Below are 15,742 nucleotides of genomic sequence, written 5' to 3' on the forward strand. Positions count from 1 at the left end.
ATCTGCGTTTCATGATCCATCCTTTTCTTGGACGGATTACTAACACCTCAAGGGCCTGATTTCAGGGGGCTGGGTCAGTTTTCATCTGGAGGTACGATTGGACTGCTTCGATCTCTCTTGCCTAACATCATGTCCAAGCCCGAACTGGGTGGTATCAATCCGGTCTCAAACCTTCTATGCCTGCCTGAAACCAAAAGAGGACACTCAATGCCTAAATCCAAAAAGCCCAAGGCAAGGCGCCCGGGTGCAAACCCTGTCAAGAAGCCTGCTTGGCATCAAGCGCTCAACGGCACTGCCGGACAACATGGGGAGCGGCCAACTAAGACAGGCAAAAAGGCACAGAACAAATCGGCTTAGGCCGACTGCAAATTTGAAGTGACTTGGTGAGATAGCCGTATTGGACATCTTGGCCGCCAAGTGCCCATTTGCGTGCGTTTCCGCCGGTGACGTTCAAAGGCGGCCCAGAGCCGACATCCATCTGCTAATCGTGATGCTGCGGTCGCAGCCCGCTTTCCGGCATTCGACGCGAGCGCAAAATCTCGCGGTTTTCGAAATGACAGATCAGGACAAAAGCCGCCGTCGCCAAGAAAATCTCAGATGAGCCCATCAATATCTCAATCTGCCGCAACTTCGAGGCAGTCTCTTCCGGTTTTGGTCGCTTGTTTGCCATGTGGTTCCTCCGTTTCTTTAACTATACAGCCGCAGTTTCATCAACGCCTGTGTATTCCGTAACCTTGGTGCCGGGTGGCACCACCAAAGCTTCGTGATCCGGTCCAAACCAGGGGCCAACAAGTCTACGGCAAAATCTGCCCGAGCGGCTCGCAATTGCGTTTCTACGTATTTGATACCGAAAGCCTCCATGCACTCGCGAAAGTGCTGCTTCGCTCCTTCAAGCCCGCCCGTTGCGAGGCCACAGCCCAAAAATTAGAACACACTTGCTGAGTAGTGAGGATTTGACATATTGGATACAATATCCCATATGCACAGCACAGAGGTCTTTGAAAGGGGAGACATGCTCAGAATACTCGCGACTCCAATCTTTATGTGTCGAGATATGATGCTGAGGGTCGAGTCGTTTTACTGAGATCTTAACAATGCTTTGTTCGCACGAACCCGCAAGTTCGGATTAACTTGAACCAAGCGTGGCCGCCCTCTGAAACAGTCATGAAAGTAGACCGAAAATGCCCAAGACGATTTTCTCAGGAACCATGCCAGCCTTGATGACACCCTGCAAAGCTGACCGAACGCCGGATTACGGTGCCCTCGTGAAGAAGGGCGCTGAGATGATTCAGGCTGGCATGTCCGCGGTGGTCTATTGCGGGTCGATGGGGGACTGGCCGCTTTTGACCGACGCTGAACGGATGGAGGGCGTCGAGCGTCTGATCGCAGCTGGCATTCCGGTCGTGGTTGGTACAGGCGCGATCAATTCGAAATCTGCTGTGGCGTTTGCTGCACACGCGCAAAAGGTGGGCGCGGTTGGTCTTATGGTGATACCCCGTGTTTTGTCACGCGGCTCGTCCCTGATTGCACAAAAGAACCACTTCAAAGCAATCCTGAACGCAGCCCCTGATGTTCCGGCGATCATCTACAATAGCCCGGTTTACGGCTTTGCCACCAAGGCCGATCTGTTCTTCGCCCTGCGGGCCGAGCATCCGAACCTTGTTGGGTTTAAAGAGTTTGGCGGCAAAGACGATTTGCGCTATGCGGCGGAACATATCACGTCACAAGACGATCAGGTAACGCTGATGGTGGGTGTCGATACCGAAGTTTACCATGGCTTCGTGAATTGCGGGGCGACCGGCGCGATCACCGGGATAGGAACGGCTCTGCCCAAGGAGGCGCTATTGCTGGTCGCCTTGGCGCAGAAAGCCGCTGCCGGACATCCCGAGGCCCGTATCCGAGCGCGTGAACTGGAAGAGGCATTCGGCGTACTGGCCAGTTTTGACGAGGGCACGGATCTTGTTCTTTACTACAAGCATCTGCTGGTGCTGAATGGCGAGGAAGAATACCGCCTGCATTTCAACGAAACTGACGAGCTGACGGATGCACAACGCAATTATTGCGAACAACAATACACTTTGTTCCGCAGCTGGTTTTCTGACTGGTTCCGTCAGGGCGGTATCATCTCCGAATGCATGTAATCGATAGCCATACTGGGGGGATGCCGACGCGGGTCATCCTTGACGGCGGTCCGGATCTTGGGACTGGCCCACTGGCAGAACGCGCCCGGCGACTGGCCACCGAGCACAAGGCTTTCTACAAGTCCGTCCTGTTGGAACCGCGCGGGCAGCCCGGCATGGTGGCCGCATTGTTGGTCAAGCCAGAGGATCCCACCTGCGAAACAGGTGTCATTTATTTTGACGCTGATGCGGTTTTGGGGATGTGCGGACACGGCACCATAGGTCTGGGTGTGACTTTGACCCACCTGGGGCGGATCGGAACCGGCACCCACAAGATCGAAACTCCGGCAGGTGTGATTTCGATTGAGGTGCTGGACCAGAACACCGTACGCGTCACCAATGTCGAGAGTCGCCGTATTCATCATGCCGTTACCGTCGAAACCGAAGGTTTTGGCGTAGTCACAGGCGACGTGGCTTATGGCGGCAACTGGTTCTTCATTGTCGACCCGAGCCCGATCCCAGTAACACCCGACAATATCCGTCAATTGACGGATTTGGCGATCGCGATCCGCGAGGCATGTAATACACAAAGGATTGGCGGAGAAAATGGAGAGCCAGTCGATCACGTTATCTGTCAGGGGATCTCTCCCAATGTGGGCGTTAATAGCCGGAATTTTGTGCTGTGCCCGGATGATCAATATGACCGTTCACCCTGCGGAACCGGCAGTTCGGCCAGGCTGGCCTGCCTCGCCGCCGAGGGGCGCCTGGCGCCGGGTGAAGAGATCATACAGGAAAGTGTGATCGGCAGCCCCTATCGGTTGTCCTATCAGCCGGGATCTCTGGGCGGTGTCATCCCCTCGCTGACCGGGCAAGCTCATATCATGGCCGAAAGTAAACTTATGTTTGCCGAGAATGATCCGTTTCGATTAGGAATCTTTGACTGATACTAACGTGAGGCCGATCTGGTATCGGCCTCTGCGAGCTTCATTCTTGGGCGGATCATAAATATGCAGTCTGAATCAGAGAACGATGTCTTGGTGATCGGTGCTGGTATCATCGGCATCAGCACCGCGCTCGAGCTGCAAAGACGTGGCCGCAACGTCTGTGTTCTGGATCGTGAAGGAGTTGCTGCCGGCGCATCGCAAGGGAACGCCGGTGCTTTTGCATTTGCCGAAATCGAGCCATTGGCCGCACCGGGGATCCTGCGCAAGGCGCCAAAATGGTTGTTGGATCCTTTGGGACCTTTGTCGGTGCCCCCGTCATATGCGCTGAAGATCGCGCCATGGATGTTTAGGTTCTGGCGCGCAAGCTGGCGTGACCGTTACGCAGCTTCAATCAATGCTCAATCCATTCTCATGGATCACTGCCGCGCGGCTCTGGAACGGCAGGTCGCGAATGTGACGGGCGAGCCCATGATGCAACGTGATGGTCAGTTGCAACTTTATGAAAGCGAAGCAGAGTTCTGCGCCAGCCTCCCAACTTGGGATATTCGCAAAGAGCTGGGTATTCCCTTTGAGTTGCTGCGCAGCCCGGATGCCATTACCGAGATTCAACCCGGATTGAATCCCCGCTTTACCCACGCCGGGTTCACGCCCACATGGCTCAACACCGTCGATCCGAAAAAGTGGACGGATCATCTGGCGTCGCAATTCCTTGCCCGAGGCGGAGCAGTGAAAGTAGCGCAGGTCATGGCGCTGACCCCTACGGATGCAGGCGTGGTTGTCGATACGACAGCCGGTGAAATATCGGCCCGGCAGGTGGTTGTGGCCGCCGGGGCGTGGTCTCACCGATTGGCCGAACACCTTGGCGACCGTATCCCTCTGGAAACTGAGCGTGGCTATAACACGACGCTGCCTCCGAGTGCATTTGACCTGCGCACACATTTGACTTTTGGTGGGCACGGCTTTGTTGTGTCGCGGATAAATGGCGGTGTCCGCGTCGGCGGCGCTGTCGAGCTAGGCGGGCTGGATCTGGCCCCGAATTACAAACGTGCCGACGCGCTTTTGGCCAAGGCAGCTCGGTTCCTGCCTGACCTCGACACCAGCGGCGGCAAGCAATGGATGGGATTCCGGCCTTCCTTGCCTGACAGTCTGCCAGTCATTGATAGGTCAACCAAGGCGCCGCAGGTTCTTTATGCGTTTGGTCACGGCCATCTGGGCCTGACGCAATCGGCTGGAACCGCAGAACTGGTCGCGGATATTGCGATGGGTGCGCCACCGGTCATTGACATGTCACCCTTTGCCTCGTCACGGTTCTGATCCGGAGAACGCCCATGCGCAGCAGCAAGACCATTCACGTGATTTCAGCCCATGCCGAGGGTGAGGTCGGTGACGTCATAGTCGGCGGTGTCACCCCGCCGCCGGGTGACTCCCTGTGGGCGCAAAGAACTTTTATCGCCAAGGACGAAACACTCAGAAACTTCGTATTGAACGAGCCTCGCGGCGGCGTGTTCCGTCACGTGAACCTGTTGGTGCCTCCGAAACACCCCCAAGCGGATGCCGCCTGGATCATCATGGAGCCCGAGGACACGCCCCCCATGTCCGGATCAAACTCGATCTGTGTTTCTACTGTGTTACTGGATGGTGGGATCATTCCGATGCAAGAGCCGGAAACACATATGGTGCTCGAGGCTCCGGGCGGGCTGGTTCGGGTGCGTGCGGAATGCAGGAATGGCAAAGCGGAACGCATATTCGTCCAAAACCTGCCCAGCTTCGTCGACAAATTGTCGGTGCCGCTGCAGGTTCCGGGGCTGGGATCAATCACCGTGGATACGGCTTATGGTGGGGACAGTTTCGTGGTGGTCGATGCGCAAGCCCTTGGATTTGACATCGCTGAACACGAAGCCCGAGATATTGCCCGACTGGGCGTGACAATCACCAATGCGGCCAACGAACAGCTTGGGTTTACACATCCCGAAAATCCGGACTGGGATCACATCTCGTTCTGCGCGTTTTGTGGTCCGCTTGACGAAACTGAAACCGGTCTGACGGGCAAATCCGCTGTGGCTATACAGCCCGGCAAGGTCGATCGGTCACCAACAGGGACTGCTGTTTCAGCCCGGATGGCATTGATGAGCGCAAAGGGTCAAATGAAACCCGGACAGACTTTTGAGGCCGTATCGATTATCGGCTCACGCTTTACGGGTCGAATCCTCGACAGTGCGCGGGTGGGTGATCGCGCGGCCATCGTACCCGAGATAAGCGGTCGCGGTTGGATCACAGGCATTCATCAACATATGCTGGACCCTGACGACCCCTGGCCCAGCGGATACCGGTTGTCGGATACCTGGGGCGTGTGAAGGTAACGGTGCAGGCTTGCGTCCGCAAAGGTTTTGGACGCCCTGGATCACGAGTTCCTGCTGCTTCCTGATTGCGGCCGTGTACGCTGTTGCCGGTCATATCAGTGTTTGGGCAACCGCTCTATTTCAAATAGCTCTGGGGTAACCATTCAGTTGTAAACGCCCCTCGGTAGCCAGTGCATCTGCAATGGAAATGGTCGCCATCTCTTAAAGCCTTGGCGCGCCACTGGAGATCAAGTTAGGCGCTCAACAGGAGAAAACCCAGACAGCTCAATAAACAACAAGACGTGGGAGAAAGTGTGAGAACACCATCCGCTTGATATTGAATTATACTTGTTGTCAGGCGCTTGCACAGGTTTGATGGCGGAGACGAAGGGATTCGAACCCTCGAGACCCTTCCGGGCCTACTCCCTTAGCAGGGGAGCGCCTTCGACCACTCGGCCACGTCTCCGCCGACGGGTATATCCGTGCATGTCACCGAGATACAAGGTCGATTTTTCAAGCCTGCGCATTTTTCTGCATACGCGCGATTGGCAAAGACGGGCGGCAATTCCGATCAAGTAATCTTGCACGGCGTTTCGTTTTCTTCATGATAAGAACCAACGAAAGTGACGAAGCAGTCAGTGCGAACGCTCGAACACTTTTTGCAGTGTTGTGCGAATGGTGACTTCGATAGGTAATCGCTACTGGAAGTGAGTAAATGGGGCGGGTCTGATGGCATTCAAGTTGGTTTCCTGCGATGGCGGCGGGATTAGAGGGTATTTGACATGTTTGATCCTGCAGAGCCTTCAAGATGAAACGCAGTTTCTGGACAAGGCCGATGGCTTCGCGGGCACGTCAACTGGCGGTCTGATCGCAGTCGCCCTGGCTGATGGTCGGTCGCAAGGCAAAGATTTGGGCGCGTTAATCCGGGATCTGACTGTGCTTTACCGCGATGATGCAGACAGGATTTTTCGGGAAAACGAACGCACATTTCTGGACAAGGCCGTCGATGAATTTCTGAGGAAACTCAAACTGGGCGGAGGGCCCGGCATTACCGCCGCCCAATATAACTCGTCCGGCCTTGCTGAAATCGGTCAAGCCCTCGTCGGGGACCGGACGCTGGATTCGCTGGATCCTGAACTTGTTCTGGCAGTCAACACTGTGTGCCTGCATCGAAGCGACAAAGTAGGCTGGTCGCCCTTTACTGTCACAAACCAGGATTTGGAACACGAGAACTGGTTGGATATGCGAGCGGTCAAACTGTTGGACGTTGCCATGGCAAGCTCGGCTGCGCCGACTTACTTTCCACCGCACCTTATTACTGCGGGCGGCGTCGACTATGGCTATTTTGCTGATGGTGGAACGTTTGCCAATAATCCGGTGATGAACGGGATCAACGTTGCCATTGCTGCGGAACGGGCAGGTGGGCTGGACCAGATCGAGGCGCTGTCTATCGGTACGGGTCAGCAACCTACGGACATCTCGGAAGAGATGATCAAGAATCCGGATGACTGGGGGCTGCTCAAATGGTTCGGCATCACGTCAAACGCGACCAAGGGGGCGTTGATTGAGCTTTTGCTGACCACCTCGGCGGAAAACCAGTACTGGATGGCGCATCTGGTATTGAAGGACAGATTGGTTCGTTTGAATCCACCCCTGCCCAAGGTCGTGGGACTGGCTACGCACAAGCCCGAATCCTACGATATGATGGATATGGCATTCCAAGCCAGCAAACAAACTGAACACTGGGAAAAGGCCGTCAATCTACTTCGTAAATGGTAGGCAAGGACAAGGTTGCGCCTGTAGACATAGTGCTTAAGATTTAGTTAATAGATTAATAAAAGTTTAAACGTGCGCCAGGGGGGTGGACATGGGGGAATCCGGCATTGCCGAGAAACTGGTAGAGGTGTTGCATCGCCCCGATGGCGATCGCGCATTGCGGCCGGTTCATACGATTGGGATTGGCGCAACAGGGTATTTCAAGCCTTCGCCGATCGCCCGTAACTTCTGCATTGCCCAGCATTTCAGAGAAAAGCGAACAAACGTCTCCGTGCGTTTCTCGAACGGTTCGGGGGCGGCAACAGCGCATGACGGCTGGTCGGACGTGCGCGGTTTGGCAGTTCGGTTTCACCTGTCAGATGGAAGTGACACTGACCTGATCGCCATGACACTGCCCGAATTCTTTTCGCCCACGCCCGAGGATTTTCTGAACTTTGCCGAGGGAGCAAAGCCAAAGCCCTATAAGGGCGAAACGCCCTGGCAGAAAATCTTCAACCTGTTGCAAGTGATCTTGCCAAAACGCGATCCCTATCCGGGGGAGACGATCAGTCCGGATGAAGGGGCCATCGAGTTTGCCGATCAGAATCCGCATGCGCAGTTGGCTGTTCTGGACGCTGCGGAAATTGGCGCTCCGGTTAGTTATGTGCGCGAATCTTATCATGCAGTTCACACATTCGTTGTTACCGGTGCGGACAAAACACGGCGCTGGGTTCGCTTTTCCTGGCAACCGATTGCCGGTGTCCTGAAAACCAATCCGAACCTGCCTCCGGTTGATGACTATCTTAGGCAAGAGCTGAAAGGCCGTCTGGCATCCGAACCTGCACGCTTTTCCCTGATGATGGCGGTTGGCGAGGTTGGCGACGATTTCAATAACTCATCACGCCCATGGCCGCCGCATCGCAAGCGGATCATGATGGGGACCTTGACGGTGAATGCTGTACCGGAAGATCAAATTGAACACTCCGAAAAGCTCAGCTTTAATCCGGGTCTTTTGACTGAAGGTATCGAAACTTCGGAGGATCCAGTGCTTAAAATCCGCATCGATTCGTACAAAATCTCAAGCGAACGGCGCAGCGCAACGCCCTGCCCATTCTCGCAGGGGTAACAGCATGACACGTCAGAACAGTTGGTTTAATCGCTACGTCAATAGCCTGCCCGAACGGGGGTGGTTCAAATTCCTTTCGCGCTATGTCGTGGTTCCCTATTGGATCTGGAAGGACCCAAAACCAAAGTTGCCGGGTGGCCCCAGACCGTCCCCGCAACCCAGCGAAAACGTTCAACGCATGATGAACCTGATCATGCCGCTCAAAGATCCATCGCCAGCTGGACGCGCGCGTGCGACATTGGCCGTCGCGCAAAACGTAGAAGAGGTTTTTGCCGGGCTCGACAATGTCGGTACAGTTCACTTTGCCCGGTTTCTGCTGATTGACGACAAAATTTGTATGATCTCTGTTTATGACGGGGATTTCAGCAACTACATCCGTGATTTTATCACCACAATCGGCAGTGTGTTCAATGACGTCATCTCTTTGGTGGAAGGAGCAGAGCATCTGATCCCAACCGAGCACAATGTCGAAGAGTTCATTGACTGGGTGCAGGAACATGATCTGTTCCAGGCGCCGGATTTCGCGACCGATTTGTTTGGTTTGCAGGATGCGGCCAAAGGACTGCCGCCGAACAAACCGCCACATAAGCTCGAGTCGTTGCCGCGCGAGTTCGTTCTGCAGCTGCACGCAAATCGCAACATTTCATTGGGGGGCGGTTATCGCGCCTATCCCGGGGTTTCGGCGGCGCAAGTGCGCCAGAAATTTGGACAGGGCTGGTGAATACGACTTTCAATCTCGCCGACATTCAGGGCAACATCCTGCGGGGCTATCGCCGCGATTTCGTGCGCCATCTGATCCTTGAGGTGACCGACAAGGTAACCGCACGGCGGTTTTTGGCAGCCGCTGTTGACGGCAGCAGCACCGACGTCCCAGCCATCACGCGCGATGTAACGTGGAAGGTCAGGCCACCCTTTTGCTTTAACATTGGCATTACGTTCGAAGGATTGCGTGCCTTGGGCACCCCTTCGCAACACCTGAACACCTTCCCGACCGAATTTAAACACGGCATGACCAAGCGCGCGATCAAGATTGGTGATTTCGGCAAGAGCGCGCCGGAAAACTGGCCCGCGCCATTTGATCAGCCCGACCGGGTGCATCTGATCGCATCGATTCACGCGGACGATGAAGCACATCTTGATCAGATCGAAGCACAAGTCGCCAAGGCTTTTACTGTGCTGGGTGTACGCAACGGGCGTAACCTGCCCGATGGCAAGGTGTTCTTCGGCTATGTCGACGGCATTTCGCAGCCACGGTTCAAGCATGTCATCGACCCGGACATGAAGGATGTGGACGAGCCGATGGACCCACTGGGAACGGCCTTGCTGGGCTATCCGACCAAGCAGGAAGGCGTCTTGTATCGTGTGCCCACGCCGCATGAGTTGGGGTTCAATGGATCGTTCAATGCGTTCCGGGTGCTGGAACAGGATGCGGCGGCATTTGAGGCTTATCTGGACGCGGCCGCGTCCACCTTGATGGATCACCCCAAGAAACACCTGCTGGCGAACCCGGATCGGCTGGATCTGATCGGCAAAGATCTGGACATGCACGGCGCCCTGCGTGAGGTGGTCGCCGCGCAGATGTGCGGGCGCTGGCGCAATGGCGTTCCGTATGAGTTGTCGCCGGATGCGCAATTCCCCGAGACCGAGGTCTCACCGACCAATTTCGACTACACACATGCGTCGCGCTGCCCGGCTGGATCGCACCTGCGTCGTGGCAACCCGCGCGGTGGTCCGATCGTTCAGCGTATTGCCAATTACACGCGACGGCTGGTGCGGCGTGGTATGTCTTATGGTCCGGATTTCGACCCCCGGAATCCTGATAGTCGCGAACGCGGGCTGCTGGGCAGTTTCATCGGCGCCAATATCGCCGCCCAGTTCGAGGCAGTAATGTGCGACTGGATCAATCTGGGCCTGCAGGATCCGAACATCACCGGTGCGAACGATCCGCTGCTGGGCGCCAACACGCCCGAGACCAGCTGGTTTGACATGACACTGTCTGACGGCGATTCAATCCGTCTCTATGGGTTTCCCCGACTGATCTTCACGCGCGGAGGGGCCTATACGTTCCTGCCAAGTCTGGCTGCCATCAAATACCTGTCCGAGTTGACGGATTAAGGCAAACGTCAGCTTAATTCGGTCAGCGCCTGATCAATCCGTGTCAGCATCGGTGACCGGCCCGCAGTTTCTACAATGACGCGGGCTTTGGTCAGGTATTCGATGGCCAGCAGCTTCTTTTTCCGGGCCTTGTAGAGCAATCCCATAATCATGTCGCAGCGGGCGATGTAATGTCCCTTGTCGTCGAATTGTGGGTTCTGCCGCACCTTTTCGATCATCGCGATCAGCTCTTTTTCACCAAACAGCATGACCCGGACGATCGAGCGCAGATTCCCGAGCAGAACGCCGAGGGACCCGCCACCTTCGCCGGTCAGAATGGCCAGATACATCTCGCACAGGAACAACCGGGCCCAATCGGCAGAGACCTTTGTGCCCTCGTCGGTTCGTTTCTGGATGGTGTTTTCGATCTGGCGCAGACCGTCCGCTATTTGCCCATTCAGCGCATAAGCCACACCCAACATGGTTGCCGGACCCATTGTGAACAAGGTCCAACCCTTTTCATCACAGGTGTGAATGTGGCGTTGCACGGTCGCGATGGCATCCGGTTTCTTAAGCGGTACCAGTGCGCCGATCCTGGCCGCCTCGGCGATAGCCAGTTCAAATTCGACCTGTGAGGCCTTGCGCGCCTCTTCCGCCATGTTCAGCGCCAGTTCATAATCATCGGTAACCATCGCGATCAGGGCTTTCATTGCGGTCCCATAGCCCAGGGATCGCGGGTCGTTCTTGGAGGTGCCAACTCCGATCATCCGGTCCGAGGTTGCATGCGCCCGTGCGACCCGTCCGCGTGTCAGTTCATTCCAGCCAACCGTGGCAAGAAAGAAATTATGGATGTACGCATCATCAATCTTTTCAAGCTCGGCTTCTATGACGCGTCTTTTCGCGTCAAAGAGCTCATTTTCGATCGGCGAGAAATAGATCGAAACCGATAGTTCATTCACCATGGCATAAACCCGCGACGCCGCATCGCCCAGACGCTCGGCCATGGCGGTCAGATCCTGCTGGACCCAATGGGCCTCGCGGTATTTGCCGTTGCACACAAGACAAGACACGTAATGGTGCAGGAACAGGGCGTGATGCGGGTTGTCACCGACTTGTTCAAGGATTGGCCGAACCGTTCCTGCCAGCTCGATGATAGTCTTGACGCGCAACGAAATATTCGCACAGAGCGCGAAACTGGCCAGAAACGCAGCAAACTGCTCTTTCGTGGCGCAGGTTGGGTCATTTTGGTACAGTTCAAGCGCCGAGACGAAATACCCGTTGGCTTCGTCCAGTGAGTAGACCCCCAGACTTTTGTCCCCGGCCATGGCACTGTAGCGAAAAGCCTGATCTGTCCGATCCGTTTGAGCGTAATGGAACGCAAGGGTCTCTGCGGCTTCCTGCAGACGATTTGCGTTACGCATCTCAAGTGTGTCGGCAATGGCCAGATGTAATTCGGCCCGGCGGCTTGAAACAAGACTCTGACAGACTGAGTCGCGTAACAGCACATGTTTGAAAACGTAGTCCGACGAGTTCGGTTCGCGGTACAGGACATCCTGCGCCTGCAGCCTCTGCAGGGCCGCGCCAGTGCTGTCGGCATCGTCGACCAGTTGCGACAACAAACCGGGATCGAACCGACGACCGATGATGGCCGCAGCTTGCAACAGGTCGCGGTCTTCCGGCTGCAATCGTTCGATTCTGGCGGTCAGAAGGTTGCGCATACTGGCGGGCAACCCGGTTTCGATCAGTTCAGTGTCGAGATATGCTCTGCCGCCTTCAACACGCAAAGCACCCTGATCCTGCAAAAAGCTCAGGATTTCTTCGCCAAAAAGCGGGTTGCCTCCGGCACGCTCGGTTAATTGTTGCGCCAAACCATCTGGCAAGGCGTCGACACCCAGTCGGGTCTGCGCCAAATGTGCAAACTCATCAGGGCCGAGCGGTTTCAGAGCCACGGTCGTCACGCCGACATGGTCCAGCCATTCGGGTGTGTATTCCGGGCGCCGCGTCTGAATGATCAACAGATTTTCCAGACCGTCGTTTTCGACCAGGTTACGCAACAGCTCTTCGGATGCACTGTCGATCCAGTGGCTGTCCTCGAACAGCAGGATAACCCTCTCATGCGCGCATCTGGCCTTCAGCAAGACCGGTAACAGCTTACGTGTGCGCAGGCCGATAAGGACGCCGTCAAGACCGTCAAGCGCACCTGCCGGGGGGGTGAGCCCCAGCAGGTTGAGCAACAAGCCCAGATTTTCCGGGGAATACAGGTTCCACATCTGCAGACCCGCTTCCAGCTTCTGTGCCACTTTGGCCGGATCGTCCCGGTTACGGATCTGAAAAGTGTTTCTGAGAATCTCCAGGATTGGCAGGTACGGAGTCTGTTGGCCGTCGGCAAAGCAATAGCCAGTCATTACCAGAGTGTTCTCAGACGAAATACGCTGGAGGAACTCAAAGACCAGACGTGTTTTACCCAAACCCGGCTCGGCCACCAGGTCGATGACGGACAGAGTGCTGCGCGCTTGGGTCAAGGCGGTGGACATTGCCTTCAGCTCGGTATCACGCCCGACATAGCTGCTGAGGCCCTTTGCGACCGAGGCGTCAAACCGGGTCGCCTCTTGGTGAATGGCCTGAAGGCCCCAGAGTTTCTGAGGCGCTGACAAACCTTTGACCTGATGTTCACCAAAAAAGCGAAGATCGGTTACCCACTCGACCAAGCTGCGTGTTGTATCGCAAATCAGCGTATGTCCGGGTGCCGCCAGGTTTTCAATGCGAGAGGCCAGATTCACCGTGCTACCCACGGCAGTTGCCGGGCTGCCCGCACCCTGTACTGCAGCCATCAACACATTGCCCGAACTGATACCCACGCGCATGACGGGCCGAACGCCGAACCGGGTCTGGATGTCATCGGCCGCTGCGGCAAAAGAAGCATTGATCGACATCGCCGCCCGGCAGGCCCGCAATGCTGGATCTTCCAGAGCATCAGGTATCCCAAACAATGCCATGATACTGTCGCCGGCAAAATCGCGTACTGTGCCGCCGTGTTCTTCAACGGCACCAACGAGGGTTTCATACACCAGGCGAACAAATTCCAGCGATCTCTCTTCACCGAGATCGGCGACAATCGCAGTGTATCCGACCATATCAGCAAACAGCACAGAGACCTGGCGCTTTTGCCCCAGATCCAACTGTCGTCCAGCTGTTGTTACCGTGTTGTCCCCCATATCAGCAAACGGTTTACAACACCCTGTGGTGTCCCGCCAGCTTTTGATGACAACTTGCCGTAAAGGCACAGTCAAAAACCAGCTATTATGTCACGCTTTGCGGCGTCAGACCTGACAGTTGTCGCCGCAGTTGATGCTTCAGGCGGTGTATTCCAGCTTCAGACCGGGGCGCGGCCACCGTGTCTTGTAGATTTTTCCTGTGCTTGAGGCTGTGATCCACAGGTCACGCATGTCGTCACCGCCAAAACACAAATTGGTTGTGAACAGGTCAGGGATGGCCACATGTTCGGTCGTGCCATCCAGACTGAAGACAGTGATGCCGCCGTTGAACAATGTACCGACGCAAATACGACCGTCTTCCTCGACCTTGAGGCTATCCAGCCACTGATACCCCGGCAGAGTTTGCACGACATTGCCGGGCATCCCGTGGATCGGGCCGGGTTCCACCTGACCCGGGCCAGTGATCGTCATGGCCCAGAGCCTGCCGTACACTGTGTCGGATACGTAAACGGTTTTTCCATCCGGTGACAGCCCGACACCGTTCGGCATCGGGATTGTCGCGGCCTTGATCAGCGTTTTCCCGTCTGTTGTCGCATAGTACAGCCCACCATAGCGCGTCGATTCTTCGTCTTCGATCCCGGTGTCGGTGAACCAGAACCCACCGGCGCTGTCGAATACGATGTCGTCGGGTGCGATCAGACGCTTGCCTTCATACGAGTCGAACAGTTGCGTGACGTTACCGGTGGTCAGATCGACCCGGTGCACGGATCCACCCACATAATTCGGACGTATCGGAGCGGGGACGATGATCTGATCCGGGCCATAGGGCACAAAACTGTAGACACCACCATTGTTGCAGACATAGGCCGCGCCGTCCGGCCCGATGGCGACGCCATTCGGGCCGCCGGGGATTTCGGCAACCACACTGACCTGACCGTCTGTTCCAAGTCGCGCAAGGGTCTGGTCCTTGAGGTCGACGAACAGCAGCGATCCGTCATTCATCGCCACGGGGCCTTCCGGAAACCCCAGACCGCTGCACATTTCTTCCAGTTCCAGTTCCAGTTCCATTGCCATGTTGCCTCTCCCTCAGCCTGCTGTCGCCAAGCTTTCTATTTAACTATGATGATGAAAATACGCCACTTTCGAATCCGGAGGGTCCGAAGGTCAAGCTTTGTCCTGAATCAATGATGTCTTCGGGCACAAAAAAACCTGCGGCAGGATAAGCTGCCGCAGGTTGGACGCGAATTGACGTTTATTTGAAGACGTCCGCAAGGTCTGCGACGCTGACGCCTTCTTTGATCTCTTTGAGGCGGGCAAAGATCATCGCGACCGCGACGCTCGCCCAGCCGTAGGCAATCGCGTTCAGCACTGTTTCGGCCAATACCCATGGTCCAAGCGTCGGTGTCGCTGTCTGCAAGACCGAGAAGTCGCCGAGGAGAGCCACGAAAATGAACCCAACGACGGCTGAGACCAGAATGATGCACAGGAAAATTAGGAACAATGTTCCAACGATTGGCCAACGGTAATTCTTGGTCAGATTCGCGCTGCGTCTCATTGCGCCAAAGCCAGCTCGGTCGATCACGATCGCAGGGACCAGAACGGCAAATACGGCGTATAGCCAGACCCCTGGTATGATCAAAAGTAGCATGCCGATCATGATCAATATTGCGACCACGAATGACAGGACCACAATTGCAGGAAGATTGCTGAGAGCGGTGGCAAAGTAGCGGCCGACTTGTGCAGGGCGCCCAAGTTTTGCGTCGTAAGACAACTGAATGACCATCGCAGTTGTGATCGCGGTAGCAACCAATGAAACAAGAAGAGTGACGATCAGGGTGGAAGCAAACCCCGCCCCGTCAAATTCTGCGCCAGGGGCGATATCGAAAGAGGTGTCGACGGCATATGTGTTTACGATGACATCGACCAGCGCAGGTATGAAACCCAACAGGATGACAAGGTGGATCTTCCTGAAGAAGATTGAAAATGTATCGCTGATGACCGCGCCAACGCCAAATGGTACGTGCAGGTCGGGGTTTACTGTATCTGTCATATCGAATTCCTAAATCAAGAATTTTTGTTCTTTGGCCAATAAGGCCGCGCAGCCGCTATCATCCGCAAGCAGAAAGATTCCGATGCCTTCCCGTTTGGG

At 55.7% G+C, this 15,742-nt stretch carries 12 protein-coding genes and 1 tRNA gene; 8 read left to right on the forward strand and 5 right to left on the reverse strand.

Translation table 11 applies throughout. From position 1 onward, the window contains the following. Positions 1 to 481 precede the first annotated feature (481 nt). Positions 482 to 670 (reverse strand): hypothetical protein, encoded by a 189-nt coding sequence (locus tag HW561_RS18570; protein ID WP_176866873.1) that lies wholly within the window; start codon positions 668 to 670, stop codon positions 482 to 484. A 511-nt stretch (positions 671 to 1,181) separates the two neighbouring features. On the opposite strand from HW561_RS18570, the gene HW561_RS18575 reads away from it, so the two are divergent. The 4 genes from HW561_RS18575 (at position 1,182) to HW561_RS18590 (ending at position 5,418) form a co-directional block, all read left to right on the forward strand. After that, positions 1,182 to 2,141, forward strand: coding sequence for a dihydrodipicolinate synthase family protein (locus HW561_RS18575; protein WP_176866874.1), 960 nt, complete (start codon positions 1,182 to 1,184; stop codon positions 2,139 to 2,141). Continuing rightward, positions 2,132 to 3,064, forward strand: coding sequence for a 4-hydroxyproline epimerase (locus tag HW561_RS18580; protein WP_176866875.1), 933 nt, complete (start codon positions 2,132 to 2,134; stop codon positions 3,062 to 3,064). Before HW561_RS18575 ends, HW561_RS18580 begins: the two co-directional genes overlap by 10 nt. A gap of 63 nt (positions 3,065 to 3,127) precedes the next feature. Next, positions 3,128 to 4,378 carry an NAD(P)/FAD-dependent oxidoreductase gene (locus HW561_RS18585; protein ID WP_176866876.1) on the forward strand — a complete coding sequence of 417 codons (1,251 nt, stop codon included), beginning with the start codon at positions 3,128 to 3,130 and terminating at the stop codon, positions 4,376 to 4,378. 14 nt (positions 4,379 to 4,392) lie between these two features. Then, the gene (locus tag HW561_RS18590; protein WP_176866877.1) at positions 4,393 to 5,418 is read left to right on the forward strand and encodes a trans-3-hydroxy-L-proline dehydratase; all 1,026 of its coding nucleotides are present in this window, start codon (positions 4,393 to 4,395) and stop codon (positions 5,416 to 5,418) included. Positions 5,419 to 5,779: 361 nt separating this feature from the next. Here the strand turns inward: HW561_RS18590 and HW561_RS18595 are convergent. Beyond that, positions 5,780 to 5,869: transfer RNA gene (locus HW561_RS18595), tRNA-Ser, on the reverse strand. 263 nt (positions 5,870 to 6,132) lie between these two features. On the opposite strand from HW561_RS18595, the gene HW561_RS18600 reads away from it, so the two are divergent. The 4 genes from HW561_RS18600 (at position 6,133) to HW561_RS18615 (ending at position 10,399) form a co-directional block, all read left to right on the forward strand. Beyond that, positions 6,133 to 7,182 (forward strand): patatin-like phospholipase family protein, encoded by a 1,050-nt coding sequence (locus HW561_RS18600; protein WP_176866878.1) that lies wholly within the window; start codon positions 6,133 to 6,135, stop codon positions 7,180 to 7,182. Positions 7,183 to 7,270: 88 nt separating this feature from the next. Beyond that, positions 7,271 to 8,284 carry a catalase gene (locus HW561_RS18605; RefSeq protein ID WP_176866879.1) on the forward strand — a complete coding sequence of 338 codons (1,014 nt, stop codon included), beginning with the start codon at positions 7,271 to 7,273 and terminating at the stop codon, positions 8,282 to 8,284. A 4-nt stretch (positions 8,285 to 8,288) separates the two neighbouring features. Further along, entirely contained in the window at positions 8,289 to 9,005 is a 717-nt protein-coding gene (locus HW561_RS18610; protein WP_176866880.1) for a hypothetical protein, read from the forward strand. Further along, the gene (locus tag HW561_RS18615) at positions 9,002 to 10,399 is read left to right on the forward strand and encodes a Dyp-type peroxidase (RefSeq protein WP_176866881.1); all 1,398 of its coding nucleotides are present in this window, start codon (positions 9,002 to 9,004) and stop codon (positions 10,397 to 10,399) included. The genes HW561_RS18610 and HW561_RS18615 overlap by 4 nt, the downstream gene beginning before the upstream one ends. An 8-nt stretch (positions 10,400 to 10,407) precedes the next feature. On the opposite strand, the gene HW561_RS18620 is transcribed toward HW561_RS18615, so the two are convergent. From HW561_RS18620 to HW561_RS18630, 3 genes are all read right to left on the reverse strand, one after another. Beyond that, entirely contained in the window at positions 10,408 to 13,593 is a 3,186-nt protein-coding gene (locus HW561_RS18620; protein ID WP_176866882.1) for an ATP-binding protein, read from the reverse strand. Between the two features lie 138 nt (positions 13,594 to 13,731). After that, on the reverse strand, positions 13,732 to 14,667 hold the full coding sequence (locus HW561_RS18625) for an SMP-30/gluconolactonase/LRE family protein (protein WP_211198693.1): 936 nt from the start codon (positions 14,665 to 14,667) through the stop codon (positions 13,732 to 13,734). A gap of 178 nt (positions 14,668 to 14,845) precedes the next feature. Beyond that, positions 14,846 to 15,643, reverse strand: coding sequence for a hypothetical protein (locus tag HW561_RS18630; RefSeq protein WP_176866883.1), 798 nt, complete (start codon positions 15,641 to 15,643; stop codon positions 14,846 to 14,848). Positions 15,644 to 15,742 lie beyond the last annotated feature (99 nt).

This window comes from Ruegeria haliotis (genome assembly GCF_013377785.1).
Lineage (GTDB): Bacteria > Pseudomonadota > Alphaproteobacteria > Rhodobacterales > Rhodobacteraceae > Ruegeria > Ruegeria haliotis.